Annotated in this window: 18 protein-coding genes and 2 pseudogenes; 12 read left to right on the top strand and 8 right to left on the bottom strand. The window is 60.9% G+C overall.

Annotated elements, in window-relative coordinates; all coding sequences use genetic code 11:
• Positions 1–4 precede the first annotated feature (4 nt).
• The 7 genes and pseudogenes from CBP34_RS02680 to CBP34_RS02650 form a co-directional block, all read right to left on the bottom strand.
• Positions 5–709 carry a TetR/AcrR family transcriptional regulator gene (locus CBP34_RS02680; RefSeq protein ID WP_094099031.1) on the bottom strand — a complete coding sequence of 235 codons (705 nt, stop codon included), beginning with the start codon at positions 707–709 and terminating at the stop codon, positions 5–7.
• Positions 710–884: 175 nt separating this feature from the next.
• Positions 885–1,552, bottom strand: a pseudogene (slmA, locus tag CBP34_RS02675) (nucleoid occlusion factor SlmA).
• Positions 1,553–1,721: 169 nt separating this feature from the next.
• Complete coding sequence (locus tag CBP34_RS02670; RefSeq protein ID WP_094097229.1) at positions 1,722–3,194, bottom strand: sensor histidine kinase; 1,473 nt, start codon at positions 3,192–3,194, stop codon at positions 1,722–1,724.
• 38 nt (positions 3,195–3,232) lie between these two features.
• Positions 3,233–3,925 (bottom strand): response regulator transcription factor, encoded by a 693-nt coding sequence (locus tag CBP34_RS02665; RefSeq protein WP_086911267.1) that lies wholly within the window; start codon positions 3,923–3,925, stop codon positions 3,233–3,235.
• A 182-nt stretch (positions 3,926–4,107) separates the two neighbouring features.
• On the bottom strand, positions 4,108–4,998 hold the full coding sequence (argB, locus tag CBP34_RS02660) for an acetylglutamate kinase (RefSeq protein ID WP_086911266.1): 891 nt from the start codon (positions 4,996–4,998) through the stop codon (positions 4,108–4,110).
• Between the two features lie 84 nt (positions 4,999–5,082).
• Positions 5,083–6,185: pseudogene (locus CBP34_RS02655) on the bottom strand (MraY family glycosyltransferase).
• Positions 6,182–6,997, bottom strand: coding sequence for a glycosyltransferase (locus CBP34_RS02650; RefSeq protein ID WP_208616365.1), 816 nt, complete (start codon positions 6,995–6,997; stop codon positions 6,182–6,184). The pseudogene CBP34_RS02655 and the gene CBP34_RS02650 overlap by 4 nt, the downstream one beginning before the upstream one ends.
• A gap of 812 nt (positions 6,998–7,809) precedes the next feature.
• Here CBP34_RS02650 and CBP34_RS02640 point away from each other — a divergent pair.
• The 12 genes from CBP34_RS02640 (at position 7,810) to CBP34_RS02585 (ending at position 21,310) form a co-directional block, all read left to right on the top strand.
• Positions 7,810–9,381: a GspE/PulE family protein gene (locus CBP34_RS02640; RefSeq protein ID WP_157896422.1), complete on the top strand. Its 1,572-nt coding sequence runs from the start codon at positions 7,810–7,812 to the stop codon at positions 9,379–9,381.
• A gap of 12 nt (positions 9,382–9,393) precedes the next feature.
• On the top strand, positions 9,394–10,635 hold the full coding sequence (locus CBP34_RS02635; RefSeq protein ID WP_094097226.1) for a type II secretion system F family protein: 1,242 nt from the start codon (positions 9,394–9,396) through the stop codon (positions 10,633–10,635).
• A gap of 43 nt (positions 10,636–10,678) precedes the next feature.
• Positions 10,679–11,140, top strand: a complete 462-nt coding sequence (gene gspG, locus CBP34_RS02630; RefSeq protein WP_236748493.1) for a type II secretion system major pseudopilin GspG — start codon at positions 10,679–10,681, stop codon at positions 11,138–11,140.
• Positions 11,137–11,598, top strand: a complete 462-nt coding sequence (locus tag CBP34_RS02625; RefSeq protein WP_157896421.1) for a pilus assembly FimT family protein — start codon at positions 11,137–11,139, stop codon at positions 11,596–11,598. The genes gspG and CBP34_RS02625 overlap by 4 nt, the downstream gene beginning before the upstream one ends.
• Complete coding sequence (locus CBP34_RS02620; protein ID WP_094097224.1) at positions 11,595–12,074, top strand: type IV pilus modification PilV family protein; 480 nt, start codon at positions 11,595–11,597, stop codon at positions 12,072–12,074. The genes CBP34_RS02625 and CBP34_RS02620 overlap by 4 nt, the downstream gene beginning before the upstream one ends.
• Positions 12,071–12,694: a type II secretion system protein gene (locus tag CBP34_RS02615; protein ID WP_094097223.1), complete on the top strand. Its 624-nt coding sequence runs from the start codon at positions 12,071–12,073 to the stop codon at positions 12,692–12,694. The genes CBP34_RS02620 and CBP34_RS02615 overlap by 4 nt, the downstream gene beginning before the upstream one ends.
• A 44-nt stretch (positions 12,695–12,738) precedes the next feature.
• Positions 12,739–13,728, top strand: a complete 990-nt coding sequence (locus CBP34_RS02610) for a type II secretion system minor pseudopilin (protein WP_157896420.1) — start codon at positions 12,739–12,741, stop codon at positions 13,726–13,728.
• A 73-nt stretch (positions 13,729–13,801) separates the two neighbouring features.
• On the top strand, positions 13,802–14,836 hold the full coding sequence (locus CBP34_RS02605; protein ID WP_157896419.1) for a hypothetical protein: 1,035 nt from the start codon (positions 13,802–13,804) through the stop codon (positions 14,834–14,836).
• The gene (locus tag CBP34_RS19315) at positions 14,833–15,489 is read left to right on the top strand and encodes a hypothetical protein (protein WP_157896418.1); all 657 of its coding nucleotides are present in this window, start codon (positions 14,833–14,835) and stop codon (positions 15,487–15,489) included. The genes CBP34_RS02605 and CBP34_RS19315 overlap by 4 nt, the downstream gene beginning before the upstream one ends.
• Before the next feature lie 660 nt (positions 15,490–16,149).
• The gene (locus CBP34_RS02595) at positions 16,150–18,654 is read left to right on the top strand and encodes a secretin N-terminal domain-containing protein (RefSeq protein WP_094097219.1); all 2,505 of its coding nucleotides are present in this window, start codon (positions 16,150–16,152) and stop codon (positions 18,652–18,654) included.
• A 6-nt stretch (positions 18,655–18,660) separates the two neighbouring features.
• Positions 18,661–19,776, top strand: coding sequence for an acyltransferase family protein (locus tag CBP34_RS02590; RefSeq protein WP_094097218.1), 1,116 nt, complete (start codon positions 18,661–18,663; stop codon positions 19,774–19,776).
• A gap of 244 nt (positions 19,777–20,020) precedes the next feature.
• Entirely contained in the window at positions 20,021–21,310 is a 1,290-nt protein-coding gene (locus tag CBP34_RS02585; RefSeq protein ID WP_157896417.1) for a YbhB/YbcL family Raf kinase inhibitor-like protein, read from the top strand.
• 667 nt (positions 21,311–21,977) lie between these two features.
• Here the strand turns inward: CBP34_RS02585 and CBP34_RS02580 are convergent.
• Entirely contained in the window at positions 21,978–23,855 is a 1,878-nt protein-coding gene (locus CBP34_RS02580) for a hypothetical protein (RefSeq protein WP_094097216.1), read from the bottom strand.
• Positions 23,856–24,142 lie beyond the last annotated feature (287 nt).

The following is a 24,142-nucleotide window of genomic DNA, read 5'->3' as shown; positions in this document are numbered from 1 at the left end:
GGGGTTACTCCTTGGTGGTTTGAATGGAAACGGGGCGACCCTTGACCGCCGCCGGTTGGCTGCAGCGGGCCAGAATGTTGTTGAACCCCGTGATGGCCCGATTGATGGACCCGGGGGTTTGCAGAAAACGTGCTTCGTAGTGCAGCGCAAGAATGAGACCGTGGATTTCAAACAGCATCTGCTCCGGGCTCACCTCGTCGCGCAGCTGGCCCAGCTCCTTGCAATGCTCGATGGCGCGCTTCATGGCGGCGTGCCAGGTCATGACCGAGCTGACCAGCGCATCGCGCACCAGGCCCGTGCGGTCGCCAAACTCGATGGCACCGCTGATGTAAATGCAGCCCGAATCGATTTCGATGGAGGTGCGCTTCATCCAGTTGTCAAACAGGGCCCGCAGGCGCGGAACGCCGCGCGGTGCGTTCATGGCCGGGTAGAACACTTCCTGCTCGAAACGGGTGTGGTATTCGCGGATGACCGAGATCTGCAGCTCTTCGCGCGAGCCGAAGTGGGCGAACACGCCCGACTTGCTCATGCCCGTGACATCGGCCAGCGCGCCAATCGACAGCCCTTCCAGGCCTATATGGGTGGCCAGGCCCAGCGCAGCCTCCACGATGACGGCCTTGGTTTGCTGGCCCTTTTGCAGTGCGCGACCCGTTCCGTTGCCAGGGCGTGGAATACGGGTGACGGGACGGGATTGGCTAGGTGAGGACATGTACAAAATAAAACGAACGTTCGTGCTATTTTGCAGCATTTTTTATCGCGTGCCCAATGCCCCTGAAATTAATTTGGGGGCTTCTCCCACCGGGCGTTGTTCGCGCGCCACCGACCAGCGCGGCGAAACAGGCGAATGGCTCACCTGCATTGCGGCCGCAGGCGTTATGGAGCTGTCAAAGCATCAACGCGAGGCTAGCGTCAAGATGCTCTGTTGGCAATCGACGAAAACCCGAACGTGCGTAGCGCTGCAACCGGCCCAGCATGAAGGAGGTCAGCACACTGGCCGCCACCTGGGCATCCACCGTGGGCGTGGAAGAGCCCGCCGCGCCCGCTGCGGCGCGCAGGCACTGGCGCAGTGCGGACTCAATGCGCTCAAAGAACTGGTTCATGCGCTGCTGCAGGCGTTCATGCTCCAGCACCAGCGCATCACCCACCATCACGCGCACCAGGCCCGGGTTGCGCTCACCAAACTGCAGCAACAGCGCCACCACGCGCGCCGCCTGGTGGGCGCCGCCTTCCACGGGTTGATCACCATCGGCCAGATCTCGCCCCACGATGTGCGTCACCCGCGTGAACACAGCCTCTTCGATGAAATCAATCAGGCCCTCGAACATCTGGGCCTTGCTGGCGAAGTGGCGGTACAGGGCCGCCTCGCTCACCGACAGGCGCGCAGCCAGCGCCGCCGTGGTGATGCGCTCTGCCCCGGCTGCTCCAGCATCTGTGCCAGCGCCTGCAGGATCTGCGCCCGGCGCTCGCCCGGCTTGGGCCGCTTGCGCGCAGCAGCGCTGTCGACCGCATCGGCAGTGGCAACTGGCTCGGGGGTAGGCAAAAGTTCAGACATGCAGGAATGGAGAAGGGGAAGCACCGGCCCCGTGCAAACAGCCAAGGCACCCAAGCGCGCTTGGCGGGCAGCAGACGCTGTGGACGTTCGTTGGCAGGGCGTAAATCATGTGTGGAAATGATTCTCGCACAGCCCTTTGGCGCCACCGGCTGCGTGCGCGCCCGGCAGTTCAGGCGCCAACCACCGCCGGCGGCTCGGGCGCAAACACCACCGTCACCACCAGCCCGCGCCCTTGCGCGCCAGACCCCAGGATCAGCAATGCGTGGTGCACACGGGCTATTTCGTCGGCTATGGCCAGCCCCAGGCCGGTGCCCTCCCCCACCGTGCCGGGAACCCGGTAAAAGCGCTGCATCACGCGCCCGCGCTCGTCCTCCGGGACACCGGGGCCGTCGTCTTCCACCTGCAAAAACACCCGCGTTGGACCCACGGCATTGCGCCGTACACCACAGCGAATGGTGACCACGCCGCCAGCCGGCGTGTACTTGATGGCGTTGTCCACCAGATTGGACAGCAGCTCGCGCAGCAACCAGCCATGGCCGCTCACATGCACCGGCTGCACATCAAGCCCCAGATCGAGCCCCTTGCCCGTGGCCACGTCCAGAAAGGTTTCGAGCAGGGTTTCGCACAGATCTTTCAGGTCCACGCGCTGCGAGGGCTGGGCATCGACGCTGCGCGCGTCGGCCCGCGACAGGGCCAACAACTGGTGCGCCAGCTGCGAGGTGCGGCGCGTGGCGTTGCGCAGCTTCTCGATCTGATCAACCCCCAAAACAATAGCACCTGGTGCACGCCCCTCCTGCGCTAGAGGCTGTTTTTTATCCAAATTCAGTGACAGCGGGGCCGGCACGGAGGCCCGCGCCATCATGGCCCAGGCCTCCACCTGCGCCTGCAGACCGGCCAGCGGCGTGCGCAACTGGTGGGCCGCGTCTGCCACGAAGCGGCGCTGCCCTTCTGCCTGCGCGTTCACCAGGGCGAACAGGCGATTGAGCGAGTGCACCAGGGGACGCACTTCCGCAGGCGATGCGGCTTCGTCGATCGGGCTCAGGTCGCGCGGCGAACGGCGCTCCACCGCGTCGGCCAGTTCCACCAGCGGCTTGAAAGCCCGCCGCACCGCCCAGTGAATGGCCAGCCCGGCCGCCGCCACCAGCACCAGGTTGGGCAGCAGCACCCGTAGCAACAATTGCTGCGCCCATTGCTGGCGCGGGTCCGACCCGTCGGCCAGAGCCACCACCAGCTCACCCGCACCGGTGCGCCCGCGCTGCACCGCCACGCGGTAGGTGACGCCGCCATATTCCATGCTGTGGAATTCGGGCGCCTGCGTGGTGGGCACGCCAGCATGCACCCAGGCTTCGCCGAGCAACAGGCGGCCCGATGTGTCGCGCACGCTGTACGCCGCATAGCCCGCGTTCTGGCGCAGAAAGTCTTCCACCGGCGGTGCCAGCAGCAGCAAGGGTGGTTCGCGGTCGTGGATCGGCGGGGCCAGCACCGAATCGGCCAGGGCCGGCAGCAGGCGCAGCAGGCGCAGGTCGTGCCGCTCTGCGGCCTCGTCCGCCGAGCGGTAATCCAGCCAGATGCCCACCAGGGCCAGCGCCATCAGCGGCAGCACCAGCAACAGCAGCAGCCGATTGCGCAGATCGGACGTCATCGCGCGAAGTCGGGGCCGCTGCATGGTGGCGCGCAGATTTACTGCGGTTGCAATTCCAGCCGGTAGCCAAAGCCGCGAATGGAGCGCAGGGCCACGCCATGCGGCTCCAGCTTGCCGCGCAGCCGCGACACATAGACCTCGACGGCGTTGGGCGTGATCTCCTTGTCCCAACCGGTCAGCGCCTGCAGCAGCTTGTCTTTGCTGGCCGGCTTGGGGGCGTGGATCAGCAGGTATTCCAGCACCGTCCATTCACGCGGGCCAAGATCGATCACCTGCTCGGCGTCATCCGCGCGGATGCTGGCGCGGCGCCCCGCCGTGTCCAGCTCCAGCGGGCCAAAGCTCAGCACCGCTGAGGTGGCGGCCTGCGAGCGGCGCAACAGGGCGCGCAGGCGCGCCAGCAGCTCAGGCAACTCGAAGGGCTTGACCATGTAATCGTCGGCCCCCAGGTCCAGCCCCTGCACCCGGTCGTGCAGTGCATCGCGGGCCGTGAGGATCAGCACCGGCAAGGCGGGGTTGGCCATGCCGGGGCGGCGCAGGCGGCGTGTCAGCTCCAGCCCGTCCATGGCGGGCAGGCCGATGTCAATGATGGCCGCGTCGAACGACTCGGTGCGCAGCACCTCTTCCGCACGCTCACCACTGCCCACCCAATCGACCGCATAGCCGGCGTCGGTGAGCCCCAGCTTGATGCCGCTGGCCACCATGACATCGTCTTCGACCAGCAACAAGCGCATATCAGTGCCCCTCTGCGCCAGGGGTGGCTCGCAGCTGCTGAGATGAACGAGCGCTGCCCAGCTGACCGCAGCCCGTATCACTGGCGCGGCCGAGGCCAGCGGCCGCCGCGCAAGGGCCGCCCCGCCACGCTGGCGGCGTCCCCCTTGGGGGGGATGGCGCGAAGCGACTCAGAAGGGGCATCTCAGTGGCTTCGGATCATGGTGCCGTAGGCCTGATCGGTCAGGATTTCCAGCAGCATGGCGTGTGGCACCCGGCCGTCGATGATGTGCACGGCGTTCACGCCAGCGCGGGCCGCGTCCAGCGCACCGGCAATCTTGGGCAGCATGCCGCCCGAAATGGTGCCATCCGCAAACAGCGCGTCAATCTCGCGCGCAGTGAGGTCGGTGAGCAACTTGCCCGCCTTGTCCAGCACGCCGGGGGTGTTGGTCAGCAGCATGAGCTTTTCTGCCCGCAGCACCGTGGCCAGCTTGCTGGCCACCACGTCGGCGTTGATGTTGTAGCTTTCATTGTTTTCGCCAAAGCCGATGGGGCTGATGACCGGAATGAAGGCATCGTCCTGCAGCGCCTTGACCACGCTGGGGTCGATGGCGACGATATCGCCCACCTGGCCCACGTCGTGCTCGATGCTCGGGTCCTTGTTGTCCACCATCTTGAGCTTTTGCGCGCGGATCATGCCGCCGTCACGCCCCGTCAGGCCCACGGCCTTGCCGCCAGCCTGGTTGATCAGGCCCACGATGTCCTGCTGCACCTCGCCGGCCAGCACCCATTCGACCACTTCCATGGTCTCGGCGTCGGTCACGCGCATGCCCTGGATGAAATGGCCCTTCTTGCCCAGGCGATTGAGCGCCGTTTCGATCTGCGGACCGCCCCCGTGCACCACCACCGGGTTCATGCCCACCAGCTTGAGCAGCACCACGTCCTCGGCAAAATCGGCCTGCAGGTCGGGGTCGGTCATGGCGTTGCCGCCATATTTGATGACCATGGTCTTGCCATGGAACTTGCGGATATAGGGCAGCGCCTGGGCCAGGATTTCAGCCTTGTCGCGGGGTGCTATCGAAAGAAGGTCGGTCATGGGGGCAGGCCATCCGGAGAAAACAATGAGGCGCAAATTGTGCCCCATTCGCGTGATGTGCGAATAACCCGCCCAGGCCCTGTTTCAGTGCCGCAGCCAGCCTGGCACCTTGAAGCGCACGATGGCCAGGTATGCCGCCACATAACTCACCACAAACAGCCCGCAAAACGCCATCAGAACTGGCGTATTGCCCCAGAAAAGCAGGGCAGGAACCACCGTCAGCAGCGTAAACCCCCACAGGTAGGGCGACGTGCGGTTGTTGCGCATCAGCACGCGGCGCGACTCATCGTCGTGAAACACACTGCGCACAATGCGCCGATAGATCAGCTGGTGGAAATGCAACGCATCGGCCACACCGGGCGACACCCCGCGAACCGACTTGCGGTAGATGGAAAACAAGGTCTCCCACACCGGGTAGATCAGCAGCAGCAGAGGAAACCAGGGCGAAACATTCACATTGCGCTGCACCAGAGAAATGCTGGCCAGGGCAATCACCACACCCCAGATGTAGGCGCCACCATCTCCCGCGAACAACATGCCACGGGGGTAATTCCACACCAGGAAGCCGCCCGTTGCGGCCGCAGTGCATACCAGCAACGCCGCCAGCCCCCGATCGCCCACCTGCAGCGCCACATGGGCCAGGGCCAGGCACACGATGATGGCCACCATGCCGGCCAGCCCGTTGTATCCGTCAATGATGTTGAAGGCGTGGGGCAGTCCCGTCACCGCCAACAGCGCAATGCCCAGGCCCAGCCAGGGCGCTGCCGCTAACAAGGAATCCAACCACGGCATGCCCAGGCGCGGCACAGACATGTCCAGCAAGATGACGGCCAGCAAGCCCGAGACCCCGGTGAAGGCAAGTCGATAGCGCACCGTCAAACGCTGGGTCAAGTCTTCGGCAATGCCACTCACGGCCGCAGGCAACAGCACCAACAGCCACAACCCCACCCAGCCCCTCAGACTCAGGGAACCGGTGTCCCCCACCACTGCGATTGCGCCACCCCCAGCACCCAGCTGCAACACATTCCCAGCAGCACGGCAGCGCCTCCCACACGGGGAACATCGCCGAAATGAAAGCGCTGTGGCATGTTGGCGCCATACACACAAGCGCGTCCACTCATCCAGCGGACGATAAGTCCCGCCGCCAGCGCCGCCACCATAAAAGCCACCAAAGACAACCAGATCATGAGCGGCCGATGGTACCTTTGCCCGCCGCCTCCCCACGTAACAATTGGCACGCCTGCCTGTACACCGGCGAACGCCACAGACGGATAAGACTTTGCACATGCCAACGGAGATGCGCCCAGCGCCGGTGGCTGGCGCGTTGTCCAGTGTGCACCAACTGCACCGGCACACGCACTATGTCCCAGCCTGAAAGACGCAGACGCAGGCACAAGTCTACGTCTTCACAGTACATGAAGTAGGCCTCGTCAAAACCACCCAACTCCTGCCATACGGGCTGTGGAAGCACCAGGCAGGCGGCGTTGACCCAATCCACTTTCGTTTCGCGCAGCCCCAAAGCCCGGCGGCGCCATAGCACCCAAGGCGTTGGCAACTCACGCTCGCTATCCTGCAGACGACCCTGCCTATCAATCTGTACGGGGTAAGCACATCCCGTTCCCGGCAAGTTCGCTGAACGTACCAATGCGACGAAAGGATCGTGCCCAGCCAGTTCCACGTCTGGGTTAAGCACACACACAAATGGTTCTGTCGCACCCGCGAGCGCACGGTTGTGGTTGGCGCCAAAACCCGCAGGATGGGCATTGTGGATTATTTGGAAGACAAACGGCCACCCTTCAGCGGGTGGCACCGGCTCGGCTTCGGGCAAATTCAGCGTCAGCACCACACGCACAATCACTCCCGCATTCAGCCGTGCCAAAGTCCAAATCAACTCCTGCACGGAAGCCCCGTGTCCATGACTCACAATAGAAACCACCAAACCGTCTACGCGGCATGGATGAGAACCAGCAAAGTTAGGGGGCGAAAAAGAAGATTTCATCAGACCCGCATTCTCCTCCGCCCACTCGCCCATCAAGCATTGATAGCTTGGTCCTTCCACATGGCAAGCATTGACCTCGGCCCACCATGCGCGACATCACGGCCTTGTGAACTCAGCCGCTTCGCAATCGGAAGCGATAATGGGAGTATGTTTTTTGTACGCCGACACGTTGGGCTGATCGCTCAAACTGCAGTTTTCGTGGCAGCCTTAAGTTGCACAGGTCTTTTGACGGCGCAAACTGCCCCTCCCCCTCCCCCTCCCCCTTCCAAGACAGGCTTCGCCTTGCCTGCGAGCGCGTCGGCGAAAAAAGCAAATGAATTCCTCGCAACGCTTCGCCCCCCAACGTCCATCCAGGCACTGGAAAGTGGTAACGACTTGCTCCTAGATTTTCCTGCCATTGCTACCGCAGGCCCCATCCGCTTCAAAGCCGTCAGTGCCATGCCCCGGACAGACGGCATGTGGCTTTTGAGCCTCAGTCCTCAGCCGGAGAGTGGTAGCGCACTTTTCGCAACTGTCATGCTGGAACCATCCGCTCTGCCCGAAGCCACATTGCTATTGGACCTGGCAAAAACCCAGCCCATTTTGTTAGTTGTCCGCGCTGGCGGAAAATACTATGGGTTGCAACGGGAAATCAAGATAGGGGTTCCTATGTCGTCCCCCATTGCAAAGTAGTCATGTCCAGGGTACCAACAGTCTCCTTCATCGAGCATCTACAACACTGTGAGCTTCTTGACGAAAAAGGAGCCCAACAGCTTCGAAGCCTGACGCAAGAAAAGTCAGATTCAGCGCTAGCCGTCGCAAGCAGAACCGGCATGGTCCCTGAACAAGCGCTTGTCGATGCCTTGGCCGATTACACAGGATGGCCCGTCGTCAATTTTTCCGAGCTGTCCTCCATGGAGCCGCAAGTTATTGAGGCTTTGGAAACACTGCAACTGCAGAGTGCCTGGTGTCAGCATGAAGGATTGGCCCTGTGGACAGCGCAGGACCAGCTTGTATGCTGCACCTGCGATCTCTTGTCTCGCTCCGCTCAAGAGGTCTTGAGAATCAAATCCAATCAGACCGGCAAACCCCTTAGTTGGAGAATTGCCCGTGCGATGGATATCTACAATCTGTATGCCTCCATTACATCCCAAAAAGCAAAAATCACTACCAGCTTGGGCGATCTCGCGCACCTGCGGGAACTCGCGGAAGAAGGCCCCATCGTTGAACTAGTTAACGGTCTGCTCAGTCAGGCAGTCACCCGGCGGGCATCCGACATCCATATCGAGCCTGGCGAATACGGGTTTGTGGCACGAGTCCGTGTTGACGGCGTTATGCGTGACCTGCAAAAATTCAGCGCAGACCGTTTTGACGCTACCGTTTGTCGCATCAAGATTCTCTCTCAACTCGATATCGCCGAACGGAGACTGCCCCAAGATGGCAGAATGACAGCCCGAATTCATGGAGAAGTATTCGATGTCCGGGTTTCGATTCTGCCCGGAAGCAACGGAGAATCGGTCGTCATGCGCCTACTTAGGCAAGACCGCCCCAATTACAACCTGGGGGACTTGGGCATGCTTGACGATCACTCCGCCCAATTTCGTCGCTGGATTGACGCACCCAATGGCATTGTCTTGGTGACAGGCCCAACCGGTTCCGGCAAAACCACCACGCTATATACCGCACTGGATCTCGGAAATGATGGATTGAAGAAAATTATCACAGTGGAAGATCCCGTTGAATACAAGCTCCATGGGATCACCCAGCTTCAAGTCAATGCAGATATTGGTTACACCTTTGCATCGGCGCTACGCTCCATTTTGCGGCATGACCCTGATGTGATTTTGATTGGTGAAATCCGTGACCAGGAAACCGCCGCCATTGCCGTGCAGTCTGCCCTGACCGGACATCTCGTTTTCTCCACGTTGCACACCAACAGTGCTGCGGGCGCCGTGACCCGGTTGGGCGACATGGGGGTTGAACGATTTTTGCTGGCCTCCAGTCTCCGCGGAATCATGGCTCAGCGGCTTGTTAGACGACTTTGTCCCCACTGTAGCCGTCCAGTTGCGCAGGTGGACTCCGCTCAACACGCCTTGCTCGCCGAGGCGCTTGCACACTGGAACGCAAGCAACCCCCAAACACCAAAAGACCTGAATGAGATGCAACTGCGCGAGCCTGTCGGGTGCGACGTTTGTCTGCACACTGGCTACTTGGGGCGCATTGCCGTGTATGAGATGTTTGACGTTGATGAAACCATACGCCAGCAGATTCTTGATCAAATCAGCGAAACACAAATGATTCAAGATCTGCGCAAAAGACATGTCCGCTCCATGACTCAAGACGGCCTTCTCAAAGTCTGCACCGGCATCACCACCGTTTCTGAAGTAATGACCGTCGGCCAGTAAGCAGGCATCGTCATGCCATTGTTCAACTACCAGGCCACCACAAGCGACGGTCGACGCAGCAAAGGAACACTTGAGTCCTCTGATGCCCACACCGCGCTTGCCACTCTGTCATCGCAGGGACTCAAAGTCTTTGCCCTGGATGAAGCAAGCTCTGGCCGAGACCAAACAAATGCACAGATCCGTACACGGCAATCCGGGAAGCCAGCAGCCAACGCGACACGCCGCATTCCCCAGGAAGAGGTACTGCTGTGCATCCAGGAGTTGTCCACGCTTTTGAACGCAGGGATTCCTCTGGCCGATGCATTGCTTAATATTGCCCGCGGTCACGAGGACCGGCCTCTTGGCGCAGCGCTCAACACGTCCTACACCAGCCTGCGATCAGGCACCAGCCTGGCCGTGGCACTCAAGACCAGCGGACTGAACTTGCCTGAATATGTGCACGAGCTGGTCAAGGCCGGGGAAGAAACCGGCAAATTGGGAGCCTCCCTTCAGTCTGCTTCCCAGCAAATGGAAGCAGACGCCAGTTTCCGACGGGAGACCCGCAACGCCCTCACCTACCCCATGGTGCTCATCGCCAGCGGCTTATTGGCCACATTGGTGGTTTTCGTATTCGTGGTACCGAAATTTGCCAACATCCTTACCAACCCCAAAGCCGACATCCCAACCTTCTCTCGCTGGGTACTGCAGGCAGGACTCTGGCTGGTTAACAATAAAGTGATGGCGGGCATTTGCGCGGCGGCAGGCATTGCGGGGATCTGGATCACCCTGTCCAAACAAGCCGTCCGCGAACAGATTTGGGAGACTGCGACCACACTGCCGGTGATAGGAAGCTGGATCGACCACGTAGAATTAGCGCGCTGGGCCAGCATGTTTTCTGTATTGCTCCAACATCACGTACCACTGCTGGATGCCCTGCGGCACTCACAGAACTCGCTAGCGGGCCAGGCTTGGCGGAACAAGGCAGAGTTGATTGCCCGCGACGTAAAAGCCGGGCAAGCACTGGCAGTAGCCATGCAAACCCATCATTTCCTGGACGCTGTGGGCCTCAATCTCGTACGCGTAGGAGAGCAATCAGGCAAACTCGCCCATACCACTGCATCCTTGGCGCAAATGCACCGCACTCATGCACAACAAAGTATGAAGCAATTCCTAATTTTGCTGGAACCAGTCACGATCTTGCTGGTCTCAGTGCTGCTGGGTGGCATCATGATCAGCGTCATGCTCGCAATTACAAGCCTTACCAACGTCATATAACCGAAGGTGGCAGCCTTGTGCCCTGAAAGACCTCGCAATACCCATGATTCAAATGCATCGCCTCATATCCCAGCAAACTAGTCCAATCGACCGCCATCGCGGTTTTACGCTGCTTGAGATGCTGGTCGTGATGGTCATCATTGGCCTCCTCGCGGGCTTGGTGGGGCCGCGGATCTTTGGCAAGGTCGACTCCAGCAAAGTACAGACGGCACAAATCCAAATAAAAATGATCGAAAGTGCGCTTCAGATCATGCGCCTTGACGTGGGCACCCTGCCCGATGGCGAAATCGCACTGCATTGGCTGGTACGCGAGCCCGAAGATCCCAGCGTGCGCGCCGTCTGGAAAGGACCCTATATGGATGGACAAATCCCCGTGGACCCTTGGAACAACCCCTACAGAATCATCACCCCAGGCCCGGAAGGAAAGCCTTTCGCCGTGACCTCCTACGGTGCAGATGGCAAGCCGGGTGGTGAAGGCCTCAACGCCGACGTCCTGGGCAAGTGATCTCTCTCGGCCCCATGGTTCATGGTGTGCAGAAACGCTCAAAAGCCCCGAAAGGATTCACCCTCATCGAGATGATGGCCGTACTGGTGCTGTTTGGATTGCTCACCGCCGTAGTGCTGCCCAACTTCGAGCGCTGGTTCAGCAACACCGAACGACGGGTGAGTGCCAGCGAACTCGCGGTGAGACTACAAAAGCTCTATGCAAGGGCGGCGCTACTAGGGCAAAACGTCGAACTCAATGCAGCAACAGCCAGCGAAAAACTGGCCGACGGTCAGCCAGCCCTTGACCTTCCCGCAGGCTGGTCATTTGCTGAAGGACAAAGCCTGAGCATCCGCGCTTCCGGACTCTGCCAAGCGGCTTCCATACAGTTTGCATCGGCTGTGCAAACCTTGGTACTGGACGTAAAAACCGACAATTGCGAGATTGCGATTCGCTCCAACACCGCCTCCTCGCAATGAACCGCGCGGCAGCCCCCTACAAAACGAAGCAAGCGGGCATCAGCCTGCTGGAAGTATTGGCTGCGCTCGTAATTCTCAGTATCGGAGCTTCCGTGGCCTTCACGTGGTTTGGGCAAAGCATCACAGCCATGGGACGGCTCAAGGATGAAGAGGCCAGCCTGCTGGCGCGCAACGAAGTCTTGGAGTACCTGCGCGCCATTAACCCCGTGGAACAACCCGCAGGGGAAATAGAGATGCCCGGCTATCGCCTGAGCTGGACCAGCCGCCCTATTCGAGACGTTGTGCGTACCCTTACCACGCTGGGCACACCTTCACGCTATGAAGTTTCTTTGCACGAACTGGATGTCCAGCTGATCCACTCCACAGACAACACACCGTGGACCCATTTCCAGTTGCAGCTCGCCGGCTACCGCCTCGTCGCACCCAGCAGCGCCAGCAGCATATTTGGAACACCTGGTGCAGGGACCTCCCCATGAAGCAGGGTAATCAACAGCATGGGCTCACGCTGATTGAACTGCTGGTCACCGTGGTCATCCTGAGCTTTACCGTGGCACTCATGTCCGGAGCCTTTGGCCAGATAGCGCAAATGCTGCGCGTCAGCACCGAGCACAGTAATGGTTTCCTGGGCCGCTGGAACCAGTCGCGAGCACTCTACGACATGGTGGCAAACATGGTCATAGACCCCACCCTGGATAAGCCCTTCACTGGTCAACACCTTCAGTTGGACATGGTCACACTCGCATTCCCGGATGGCTCACCCGGTGCGGCGCGCCCTGCGCGGGTGCTACTCAAGCCGACCAACAACACTGACAACAGCACCGACTTGCAATTGGAAGGCCCGTCAGATCCAAGCAGCCAGCCCGTCATGAGACTTGCTCGCCTACCGGGGCGTCTGGAATTTCGATTCATCGATCACCGAGGGCAAGAACATGCACAGTGGCCTCCCAGTGGCGTATCAGAATTCCGCCCCATGCCATCTGCCGTTTTGCTCATAGACACCAACAGCCAGCGAACCATCGTCCGTGCTGCGGCCTACGAGGGCAACCTGACGCCCAAGAACAATGACATAGCCCAGGCATTTGGCGTGGGCAGGTAGCAATGGCTGCTTTCCCTCGCCCTTCTCGCTCCCAAGGCTTCGCCTTGGCCGCCGTTCTCTGGCTCATGGCAGGATTGTCCATCGTCGTTGTCCTTGTAGCCGATGCGGCAAAAACTTCAGCCGAGCGCGTTGCGCTGCTGCGCGAGCGCACTGAGTTCATACAAAGCGCGCTTTCAGGGCGGGCCCAGGCCGAATACTGGCTCTCAGGAGCACGCCCACGCACCGCTGACTTTTTTGACGGCGCGGCCGTTGTCATGGCCGACAACACGCCCTACCGGATTGACGCCAACAGCACCATCTCCATTCAAGATCATGGAGGCCTCATCGATCTCAACAATGTAAATAGCGAACTCCTCACCAATTTTCTTTTAGGCTGTGGGGTCTCCGTGGAGAAGACCGCCTACCTGATTGATGCACTGGCAGACTACACGGACAGCGACAACCTGCAACGCCTCAACGGAGCAGAACGCGACACCTACACAGCCGAAGGCAAGCCACCGCCTCGCAACAGTCCGTTGCTGTCTGAATCAGAGGTATGGGACGTGTATGGCTGGGGCCAATACCGCACCACGTTTGAACACAATGGCTGCGAAAATAGCTTCACCATTCATGGCGAAACCACCATGCTGGGTAGCAGCCTGAACCTGGCCACCGCACCCGCTCCGGTGCTGAAAGCTGCTGGACTCAACGACGAACTCATACAGGATATAGTGACTGCGCGCGAGGACCCGGTCAAGGTCGCAGAACGCCTTGCGCAGAACAACGCCCTCCTTGGCGCGGGCGGCATGTTCGGCGGCGCCGGGGGCAAGCAAGTGCAAAAAGTGTTGCGCGTCACCCACCGCCACCCAACCGGCCCCTGGCGCATCACATATACATTAACGCTCGACCCTGAAAACGACGATCGCCCTTGGAGCATCAGCCAGCCCTCGATCGGTGCCGAGCCGGCATCCGTTGGTAAACTCCCACCCTTGCCCTGGCCAAACCAGCCACCGGCCTCCACGCCAAGCGATGTTTCACGATTCCTGTCTTTTTAACCCCCACGGCCCAGACTTACCGCTCGCGCGCTCACTGCTCGCACGCCTGCCAAGCTCTCTAAAGGCTCTGCGCATGGTGGTGCCCCGGCATCTTTGCGCCTATCAGCGCGTGGAGTGCACGGGCGTTCCACGGTTGAAACTGGCCAGCTTTGCCAAACTGCAGGTTCAGGCCCTGGCCCCATTTTCGAAGTATGGGTCGTGCGTGGTGCGCCAAGGCAACTGGCTGCATATGTGGGTTTGGGATGCGGCCATCGAAACCGCCTTTTCCCAAAAGCACGGCGGCAAACAGCACTTCAGCACACTGCCCTACAGCCTCTACAGCACACCAGTGAGCAACGGCATCGTGTGGCTTGCCGCCCCCGGCAGCCCCGGTCTTGAAGGCCAGCTGTGGAAAGACCGCCAGTTGGTAGACAGCATGTGGTTCGATGAACCTCCTGGGGCTGGCGACTGGGCCGCACTGCACGCACAAACCCCTGGCTTCCACGCTCTGGGCTGGCCGCTTGCACTGCCACCCGCTGGCGTGCTACTCCCAGTCGCCCCACCGCGCCCATGGGGGCGCAATCTGACACCGCGCCTTCAAAGCCGCACTCGCATTCAATGGTCCAGCCTGGCTCCGGCTGCGCTGGTGTTCGCCACTGCAACGTTGACTGGATGGGGCAGCTGGATCTACAGCCAGAAGCAAGCCCACCAACAAGCCATCGATCTAGGCTTGCAGTCGCAAGAGCGCATGCTGGCGAAGCTGGAGCCCATGCAACAGGCCCGTCAACGCACCACCAGCACACTGACCTGGATCAACGCGGTGCAGGCGCTGCCCTCTGCACCTACCACCCACGACATAATTGCCGAACTGGCCGACATCTTCACACGCCAAGGCTTGGTCGTGCGCGAGCTTGAAATCAACGCCCCCACTGTGCAAGCCACCCTGGTCGCCACTAGCGGTGGTTCGCCACGCCTCACTGCTGTTTTAGGTGTTCTGGAAAGCCATCCCTGGTTTTACGACGCGCGGTTTGTTGACGTGTCTGGCGGCACCGGCTTCAAGTTTGCGTGGCGCCTGCGTGCCGATGCGGCAACCGCAACTTCGAACTCAAACAGCAAGAACCGGCCATGAATTCATCCCTGCGTTGGCTCATCTGGCTGGCACTGTTAATCGGGGGGTGGTCCATCACGCTCGACTGGCAAGACGAACTGGAGAAAATTCGCCCGGAGCGCGAGCGGCTTGAGCGTTTGCGTCAGCGCGAAGAAAACGCCATTTCTGCGATCGACTGGGAGCAACTTTCACACGAAGCAGGAAAAGCCCAGCTTGCGTGGCTGAACCGGCTCCCCGAAGTTTCCCAAATGGGCGTTTTCCGCGCCGAAGCCATGGAAACCATGGCAGACCTGTGCAAACGGCTGGAAGCCCCCTGCCAAGTGGCTGCACTGGGCGAAACATCGTCCAGCCGCGTTCCACCCCCTGGCACGGCAACGCGCCCAGGCAGTCCGGCCATTGCCACAGAACCGCAGGGTCTGGTGAGTACCAGCGTGCGCGTCACCACGGGCCTTGGTGACAAACTCATGCCCCTACTGCAAGAAATTGAAAACGGCCCCGTTTTGCGCAAAGTTGAGAAATTCACGGTCCGTAGCGGTCGGGCCGACTTTGTCGTTAAAACCTTTGGATTGGACCAGCAGAGTGCTACAGCCACCAGAAGCTCTGCAGAACGCCAGTCCACTGAAAGAAAAACCACCCCTGCAGCGTTGAATAGTGCAAGCAAGGTGAATCCGTGAGCATGAAACCCACCGCAAACATTGCCTTGGCCGCAACACTGATGGTCGGCGCGACCATGCTGGGCGCCTGGTGGGGCCAGCACAGCGCACACAGCGTGACAACCTCCCACAGCAACGCTTCCAAAGCTTCCGTACCCAGCGCCAAAGCTGCTGGCCCCCACATCGCGTTTCCCCGTCCGTTAGCGGCAGAACTGCCGCTAGAAGAGATACTGTCGCCCGCCAATCCCGCATCCTCACCCTCAACCAAAGCGCCTGACATTGTTCCAGGCGGAGCAGTGGCTGGCCACGCTGTGGACAGAATGTGGGAAACCACAGCCAACCAAGCGTGGCAAGTTCGTGCAGCGCCCATCACGCCACCCAACTGGTACATCACCGGAGTGGTCCAACGGGGTGAAAGAACCCAGATCATTGTGCAATTCGACGGTGAGCCCGCCCCCCGATTCCTGAAAATTGGCGACGTACTGCCCGGCGGAGGCAAGCTCGCCTGGGTACGCCCTGGCACCATTGGCGTCGTCACGCCTAACCGCAAGCGCATTGGCGTCCCCGTCTTGTCTGACAACCCTCCCCCGGCCTCCATCCCTAGCTCCGGCACAGGCAAAACTGCCTCCCCACCGGCCCGGTGACTGGCCCACCTGCCCCCACACGCGAGCACCACTGTTCATGAAGTCTTTTTCACGCCCATCTCTGTACACCCTAGGAGTTGCCTGCCTGGTACTCACGGGCTGCGCCAACCGCACGCCCTCGGCACCGGCCCCCATCCTGTTTGACCGCCACGCAGAGAACCGGGCCGCCGGCACCGTCGGCGCCCAGGCGCCATCAGTTCCCCGGGAAACCCAAATCAGCACCGGCCCCAAGCCACCGGCGCTCATTGCCGGCAATCTGCGGCCCGTTCCACCCAAAACCCAGGCCAGCGAGACTGGCGGAGACCTCACGGTTTCTATTGAACAAATGGCGCTGCCAGCCTTTATCCAGGCGGTGTATGGCGGCATCTTGCAGCTCAACTACTCGATGGACTCCGCAGTCAGTGCCCGCACCGACCTCATCACCTTTCGCACCCCCAAGCCCATGACGGCGGCCCGGCTGACCGAAATTGCAGGCCAACTGCTCAAGAGCTATGGCGTGGCGGTGCAAGACTTCGGCGGCGTGCTGCGCATTGTTCCCTCTACCTCCGTCGCCAGCACCCTGCCGCTGGTGCGGCGTGGCCGCGCCCAGCCCACGGTTCCGCTGCCACTGCGGCCCGTGTTTCACTACATCGAAACCGAAGCTGTTCGCCCGCAGGTTTTTGTGCCCACCCTCAAGAATATCCTCGGCGACAAGGTCAAGCTCGAGGCTGACAACTCGGGCGGCCTGCTCGTCAGCGGCCAGCCAGACGACGTGCAGGTCGCGTTGGAACTGATCCAGGTCTTTGACCAACCCAGCCTGCGCGGGCAAAACAGCACACGCGTCGTGCCACGCTTCTGGGGTGCCGATGAGTTTGTGCGCCGCCTGGGCGAAGTGCTCAAGGCCGAGGGCTACAACGTGTCCAGCCAGTCGGGCGCGGGCGACCCCATCACCCTCATCCCCCTGCCGCCCATCAACAGCGTGCTCATTTTTTCCACGTCCAAAGAAGTGATGGCGCATGTGCTTGACTGGGTCAAGGAACTCGACCAGTTCAATGCCGTTCAGGCCGGCAGCGCTTATTTCACCTATCCGGTGCGCAACGCCGATGCACAAGAACTGGCCAAGGCATTGAACGAGCTCATCGGCGGCGCCAGCACCAGCTCCGCCTCCAGTGCAGGCACAACGAGCACCGGAGGCACACCAGCGCCAGCCGCTGCGGCGGGCAGCCGCCAGCGTCGCGTGGTGGTCAACAACGCGACCAACTCCCTCATCTTCCAGGGCGGCAGCCAGGAAGACTACCGCCAATGGCTTTCGCTATTGTCCGAACTGGATCGCCCGGTCAAGTCAGCGCTGATTGACGTGCTCGTGGCTGAAGTCGCACTGGCCGACGACAACAGCCTGGGCTTCAGCTGGCAGCTCGACCAGATGGGCTCGGGTGCACAAGCCCTTCGGCTCAGTGGCACCACCTACAACGCACAGGCCAGCGGCAGCGGGCTTTCCGTCAACGCCCTGCTGGGCGGCAACCCCCTGCGCCAGCTGGCCATTTCAGCGCTGGCCAGCAACAGCGACTCACGCGTCATCTCCAACCCCAAGATCATGACCCGCAACGGCGAGTCCGCCAGCATCAACGTGGGCCAGGAAGTGCCCACCGTCACCAGCCAGGGCGTTACCACCAACGGTGGCGTGTTTGGCGGCACCACCAACAACGTAGTGCCGCAAACCATCCAGTACCGTAACACTGGCGTACTGCTGCGCGTGCGGCCCGTCATTCATGCGGGTGACCGCATCGACCTGGAAGTGAGCCAGGAGGTCAGCAGCGCCGAACCCACCACCACTGGCGTCACCACCTCACCCACCATTCGCAAACGCTCGATTGAAACCAAGCTCAGCATGCGCGATGGCGCCACCGTCATGCTCGGTGGTCTGATTTCGGAAACCGCCACCGACAGCGACAGCGGCGTGCCCGGCCTGAAAGACATCCCCGGCCTGGGCCATCTCTTCAAAAAATCGGGACAAACACGCGCCCGCACTGAACTGGTGATTCTCATCACCCCCTACATCATCAACGACAGCGGCGAAGCCGAGGCCGCCACAGACGCCTATCAGGCCACGCTGGGCACGTGGGCCCAAAGCGTGCGTGACCGGGTCAAAGCCAGCCGTGATGCACGGCGCGCCGCATCGCCTGACGTGCTGCAGTCCCCCGACACCGTCACACCCCAACCCTCCCAGCCCACGACGCCGCCCGCAAGCAACGGCAAGCCGCCGACAGCGGCACCAGCGGCCGTGGCGCCCAAACCGCTACAGCAGGACGCACCAAAAGAACGCATGATCAACCTGACCGACCGTGCCGCCAGTTCGCAAGAGGCAACCCCTGCGGGCACGACGCCAGGGCAACAAAACATGGGCGCAACCGACAGCGGCGCCCCCGACTCCGCAGCCCCAGCGGCGCCCACCGGCAAGCCCGCACCCGCCACCATCAATGGCGTCAACGTGCCGGCGGGCGGAACCCTTGTGGAAGACCCCGAGCTGATCCGCCAGATTCTTGACGCCACCAGAAAGCGCTAACACCGCATGCGTTACTGGCCCGCGCTCGATGGGTTGAGGGGCGTGGCCGTGCTGGCCGTGATGCTCTTTCACGCCCAGGTTCCCCAGGCTCGAGGCGGCTTCTTGGGGGTGGACATCTTCTTTGTGCTGAGTGGCTTTTTGATCACCAGCCAGCTCCTGCGCGAAGTGCATACTGCAAGTCGCATACGCTGGGGCCGCTTTTTCATGCGGCGGCTTGTGCGGCTACAGCCCGCATTGCTGCTGTTGCTATTGTTTTACACCATAGGCTGGGCTGGTGGTTGGGTACCTGGCTCCGGCAGCACAATGGCCCGCGATGTGGGCACCGTGCTCCTCGCCATGACCCACTGGGCCCGTGCGTTCGACTGGCATCCGCCAGACTACCTGGGGCACGCGTGGTCGCTGGGTATCGAAGAGCAGTTCTACCTGCTCTGGGCCTTGTTGCTGGCCACCATGGGCGGATATGCCGCCCGCCGCTGGCATGTCTTTCTGCTGGCCCTGGCCGGCGCACTGGCCAGCATGTGCTGGATGCTGTGGCTGCACCAATCGGGCGCCGGCCCCACCCGTCTATACAACGGGCTGGACACCCGGGCCATGGCCCTGCTGTGCGGCTGTGCACTGGGTAGCTGGCTGCACGCGCGCCTGCCCCAGTCGCTCGACGTGGCACTTTCCCAGGCCCAAGCGCGCCCACAATCGCCCGCCACGGCGGGCATGGGTTTTGCCTCATTGAGCCTGCTGCTGCTCTGCATGGGTAGCCTTGACTGGCGCCATCCACTCATGTTTGCGTGGGGCTACATGGCGATAGCCGTCACTGCGGCCTTGTTGGTCTGGTCTTTGGTGGCGGCACCGACCAGCCTGTGTTCCGCCCTGCTGGCCTGGCCGCCGTTGGTGGCCGTGGGCAAGATATCGTATGGGCTCTACCTTTGGCACTACCCCCTGTTTCGCGTGGCAGAGGCACAGGCCCTGAAAACCGGTTTGCCGCTGGCCTATGGCATGGCGCTGGCCGCCTGCCTGGCGCTACTTGCCGCCTGGGCCAGCTTTGTGTGGGTTGAACGCCCACTGCGTGTCTGGTTGACATCGCGCCATGCAAACCCCCAGCGCCATACGGCGACTCTCTCGGCCTAGTACACACGGCGCCCATGCGCGTGACAGCAAGGCGCCACCTGACACAAGGCGTGCACGGTGACACGACCAGGGGCGCCGACCTCGGTGCAGGCAAGCACGCACCAGCGGCTTGTAAAAACATGTTTACGATTCAATAATATGTAACCAAAATTTGTAGGAGAGTTCCATGCGCCTTGCGCCGCCCCCCATCACGGCACCATTCCCCATGCCAGGCGTTTGTACTGCAATCTGCACCGCCGCAGCCATGGCGCTCGCTGCCTGCGGTGGCGGCACTGGCGACAGTAACGCCCCTGTGGCCAGCGCCAACCTCCAGGCGCCAACCTCCATCCGTACCGCTGCGGCAGCACTGGCACCACTCACCTTGTCATCGCCCGCTTTTGCAGAGCAAGGCACCATTCCAGATGGCTTCACTTTCAGTTATGGCGGCCAGTGCAGCGGCAGCAACTGGTCTCCGCCTCTTGAGTTTGGCGGTGTGCCCAGTGACACCCAATCGTTTGCGCTGGTGGTGCAAGACCCCGATGGCGGCAACTGGATGCACTGGAAAGCCTGGAACATACCCGCCGGTACGCGCTCATTGGCTGTTGATGCCGCGCGTTCGGCCCTGTTTTCGCAAGCCATTAACGACTTTGGTGCGCCAGGCTACGGGGGGCCCTGCCCGCCTACACCGTCCCACCGCTATGTTTTCACCCTGTATGCACTATCCAAAACCTTTAGCGGCGAGCCCTCGCTGAATGAGCTAGCCGCCAGTGCGCTGGCCACGACCACGCTAACCGGCAGGCGCTCACCCTCGGATCGTCTGGCCTGGACCACCCCTGCCGTATCGCCGCAGACTGGCTGGTGGTGGAACCGTAGCCAGCCCGGCACGGGCTTTGCCATTGAACGCCAGGGCAACCGCATCTTTCTGGCCAGCTTCAGCTACGAGAACAATGGCCGCTCTACCTGGTACGCCAGCACCCTGGAAAAGCAGCCCAACGCCCACTACACGGCAGACCTGCTGAAATACGCCGGCGGGCAAACCCTGGCAGGAAATTACCAGGCCCCCTTCGCACCTGCCACCGAAGGCACTGCAGATCTGTTCTTCGACACAGCCACATCTGGACGCCTGTTAATCAAACAGGCCGGGGGCCTGATGCAACGCACGGTACTGCTGGAACGCTTTCCCATTTCTACCCCCACCACGTTCACGCCTTCCATGGCCCAGGGTGAAAACGGCTGGTGGTGGAACCCGGCTGAAGGCGGGCGTGGATTCTTCGTGGAAATACAGGGTCAGCAGGCATTTACGGCCAGCTTCATGTACAACGAAGCGGGCCAGCCTGTGTGGTATGCCAGCGCCGCACCCTTGGCGCAGCCCAACAGCTTCAGCAGCAGCCTGCTGGTGTACACGCAGGGCCAGACACTCTACGGTGGCTATCGCGAGGCGCAACTGCAACCCGCCACACCCGGCGCATTGGCATTCAGCTTTTCAACGGCCACACAGGGCACGATGACCCTGCCCAACGGGCGTGCTGTGGCCATGCAGCGGTTCAGGTTTTAACCTGCCCGCCCCCCACGCGGTGGAGGGGGCCCGGCAGCCGCCACTGCTTTCGCAGTGCCCCCATGATGAGGCGACGTCGAACACACTCACCCGTTCAGGCGGGGGCTCCATCTCTCCGCTTGGCGTTTGTGCCATGACGGAGACCCGGAATTAGTAAACCGTGCGTAGTTGCCGAGCGGGTTGAATGCTGCGCGCGCAGCTTCTTGCGCGCCAGCACATGGGGAACCGTATCCAAATGCACCGGTAAATCATCCACTGGCTTGCGCAACAGTTGTTCAGTCGGCGCTGGCGACCACTCGCAAAGTGCCACCCCGCCAAGCCACGCGCGCCTGGGGACACACAAAATAGAAAACATATGCCTTCTGGACATTCAATAATGTGAGCGCTTTGCGCTTGCTGTTGCCGCATTTCAATACTCATTGCATCCCAAATGCAATAGAGACATGCGCTACAAGCTCCATTTTTTATAGCAACTCTCTCGCAAGGCTTGCACCAACGGCAGGGTAGCAACCTGCTGGAAACTGCCGAAAGCGCAGGTCGTCTCACGCCCTTTTGGCATTGAATTTTTGCATAACCTGCCCATCCGCTGCCGTCAGTTCCATCGCCCTGCAGGCATAAAAAAAGGGAGCCGAAGCTCCCTTTTTGATCAACGTAAGCGGAAAACCGATTACTTGCCCAGGCCGTTGATGGCGTCTTGCGACACAGGCTGTGCGTCCAGAGCATTGACTGGCACGCGATCGCCACTGTTCTCGAAGTCCACGCCTTGGGCGTTGGACGTGTCGATCACCGAGCTACCTACCACCATGTAGCTTTGCACGCGCAGCGTGGTTCCGGTATTAGACACAATGCGCAGACGGTCGCTGATGCCGGCCTTGGAGCCGCCCACAACAGCCGTACCACCCTTGGCTTCATAGCCCACAGTAGCAGTGCCGAAGGGGTTCGTAGCTGCAGCGGCGTTGGTCAGCTTGGCTTCGACGTCCTTGTTGGACATGTTCAGCACTTCACGTGGCTTCAGGTCAGCCAGCTTGCCCCAGGCACCGTAGGTGCCGTCAGCATAGATGATCTGGCCATACACATCAGCAGCTTGGGCTTCGCTGTTGTTGATGATGCGCACCGTGGTGGCGGGACCGGTGTCACCGAAGGTAGCGTACGCAGCGTAGTTGCGCACGTCGATCTTGATGCCGCCACCGATGCCGGTCAGCGTGCCCGAGCAGCTGTTGTCTTGCTCGCGCAGATCAGGAGTACCGGCAACGGTATCCTTGGTCAGCGTAGCCACCGTCACCACACCACCGGTTTGCGGAATGAATGCAGTGCCAGTGAATTCGGCGAAGATATATGCACCATTGGCCAATGCAGCAGCCCCAGCATCGGTGGTAGCAGTAAATACCAACTCGGTTGCGCCGCCGGCGGGAATCGTAATGGCATTAACACCTGCCAGCGCAGCACCTGCACCGTCAGTAGCAGTAACCGTGGTACCAGCAGGCCATGCGGCAGGCAGCGTCAGCTTGAAGGTTGCGTCCTTCAATTCGATCTTGCCGTCGTCCAAGGTGCCGGTGTCGTCTCCAACTGCAGCATCGAAGTCAGCTGCGATGAAGGGGCTGGCTGCAACGAATGGAGCAACGGAGTCGCCATAGGTGTGCGTGTAATCCAGATCCAGACCGTTACCGCGTTGACGCAGCTTGACTGCACCAAGGTAATGGCGGCCGCCGGCGAGAGCTGCGGCTGGTGGCACGATTGCGGTAGCGGTGCCAATCAGTGTTGCACCCGTCCAGTTTGCCGAACCAACAGTCAGCGCCTTGTTCAGAGTTGCGGCATCGGTGCGCGAAGTGCTAGGAGCTGCCACAAACTGGAAGTCCAGGTTTTGCGTGAAATTCAGCAGACGAGCGTCGTTGGTTGAACCCGAACGCAGGTGTTCGGAGTCAGGCGAAGCCACCGTTTGCACAGTCGTGTTGCCCGTGTGGTTGGTGAAGTGCTTGAAATTGATGTCCAGTGCGGAATCGGGTGCCACGCAAGCAGCTGCACCGGCCACGTCCAACAGACCATTGATACCAACGTTGTCAACACCAACGTTACCGTTAGCATTCACGGTGAACAGTGGCTTCTTCAGCAGGTTGGTAGCGGCGACTGGCACCGTGACGTTGAACACCAAGGTCTTGCGGTCTGCAGTAACGAACGCATTGACAGCGGTTCCCGCTGGGAACGCTGCCAACGGTGCATCGAGTGCGTCGTTGTATGCAACATTCAACAAGCCGGTACCGGAAACGTCCGTCAACGTATCCACAGCGGCGAAACGCTGGCCAGCGCCGACAGTCCAAGTGCCCTTGCTCAGCGTGTATTGCAGTTGCAGACGCTGTTCGTTGGTACGTGCATCGACATCACCAGCAAAACCGTAGGTATTAGAAGGAGCGCGAACATTCTGAGCATTGGTCTTGATCACTTCGATCGCCAGCGTAGCGGAAGAAGAGTTGATTTGACCTGCGTTGGCAGAGCCGGCAACAACAGCCAGAACGCTGGCGATTGCAAAAGCGACTTTGGTAAGTTTCATGAAAAACCTCGTTAAAAAGTAAGAACTAGTTCAGCTTTCGGGTCCTCGCCAGAGTACACCCCAGCTTGCCTGAAATCCGGAGGGAGCATAGCACGCAACCACCCCCAATCGGTGAAATCATTATAGGTATGGTTTACTGCGCGCCGCCCCCCTTTGCCCCTAGAAAAGAGACAAAAAGCCCACTTGGCTGTTTCATTTTTGCAACTGTTTTTTGGGGAACTCGGCCTGAAACATGGTGCGATCTGGCGCGGCAGCGCTCCCTCACACCCGCGCACCGCAGCACAGCG

The organism is Acidovorax carolinensis, from assembly GCF_002157145.1.
GTDB classification, from domain to species: Bacteria; Pseudomonadota; Gammaproteobacteria; order Burkholderiales; family Burkholderiaceae_C; genus Acidovorax; species Acidovorax carolinensis.
The sequence above is the reverse complement of the archived record's forward strand: the minus strand, read 5'-3'. Positions and strand labels throughout refer to the sequence as shown.

What these genes read in the sequence shown, in the direction of transcription:
- argB (WP_086911266.1), bottom strand. Translation starts at nt 4,998, where the DNA reads ATGACCGACCTTCTTTCGATAGCACCCCGCGACAAGGCTGAAATCCTG.
- CBP34_RS02595 (WP_094097219.1), top strand. Translation starts at nt 16,150, where the DNA reads ATGAAGTCTTTTTCACGCCCATCTCTGTACACCCTAGGAGTTGCCTGC.
- CBP34_RS02585 (WP_157896417.1), top strand. Translation starts at nt 20,021, where the DNA reads ATGGCGCTCGCTGCCTGCGGTGGCGGCACTGGCGACAGTAACGCCCCT.
- CBP34_RS02680 (WP_094099031.1), bottom strand. Translation starts at nt 709, where the DNA reads ATGTCCTCACCTAGCCAATCCCGTCCCGTCACCCGTATTCCACGCCCT.
- CBP34_RS02640 (WP_157896422.1), top strand. Translation starts at nt 7,810, where the DNA reads ATGGTCCCTGAACAAGCGCTTGTCGATGCCTTGGCCGATTACACAGGA.
- CBP34_RS02580 (WP_094097216.1), bottom strand. Translation starts at nt 23,855, where the DNA reads ATGAAACTTACCAAAGTCGCTTTTGCAATCGCCAGCGTTCTGGCTGTT.
- CBP34_RS02615 (WP_094097223.1), top strand. Translation starts at nt 12,071, where the DNA reads ATGAAGCAGGGTAATCAACAGCATGGGCTCACGCTGATTGAACTGCTG.
- CBP34_RS02620 (WP_094097224.1), top strand. Translation starts at nt 11,595, where the DNA reads ATGAACCGCGCGGCAGCCCCCTACAAAACGAAGCAAGCGGGCATCAGC.
- CBP34_RS02670 (WP_094097229.1), bottom strand. Translation starts at nt 3,194, where the DNA reads ATGACGTCCGATCTGCGCAATCGGCTGCTGCTGTTGCTGGTGCTGCCG.
- gspG (WP_236748493.1), top strand. Translation starts at nt 10,679, where the DNA reads ATGATTCAAATGCATCGCCTCATATCCCAGCAAACTAGTCCAATCGAC.
- CBP34_RS02590 (WP_094097218.1), top strand. Translation starts at nt 18,661, where the DNA reads ATGCGTTACTGGCCCGCGCTCGATGGGTTGAGGGGCGTGGCCGTGCTG.
- CBP34_RS02605 (WP_157896419.1), top strand. Translation starts at nt 13,802, where the DNA reads ATGGTGGTGCCCCGGCATCTTTGCGCCTATCAGCGCGTGGAGTGCACG.
- CBP34_RS02650 (WP_208616365.1), bottom strand. Translation starts at nt 6,997, where the DNA reads ATGAAATCTTCTTTTTCGCCCCCTAACTTTGCTGGTTCTCATCCATGC.
- CBP34_RS02635 (WP_094097226.1), top strand. Translation starts at nt 9,394, where the DNA reads ATGCCATTGTTCAACTACCAGGCCACCACAAGCGACGGTCGACGCAGC.
- CBP34_RS02665 (WP_086911267.1), bottom strand. Translation starts at nt 3,925, where the DNA reads ATGCGCTTGTTGCTGGTCGAAGACGATGTCATGGTGGCCAGCGGCATC.
- CBP34_RS19315 (WP_157896418.1), top strand. Translation starts at nt 14,833, where the DNA reads ATGAATTCATCCCTGCGTTGGCTCATCTGGCTGGCACTGTTAATCGGG.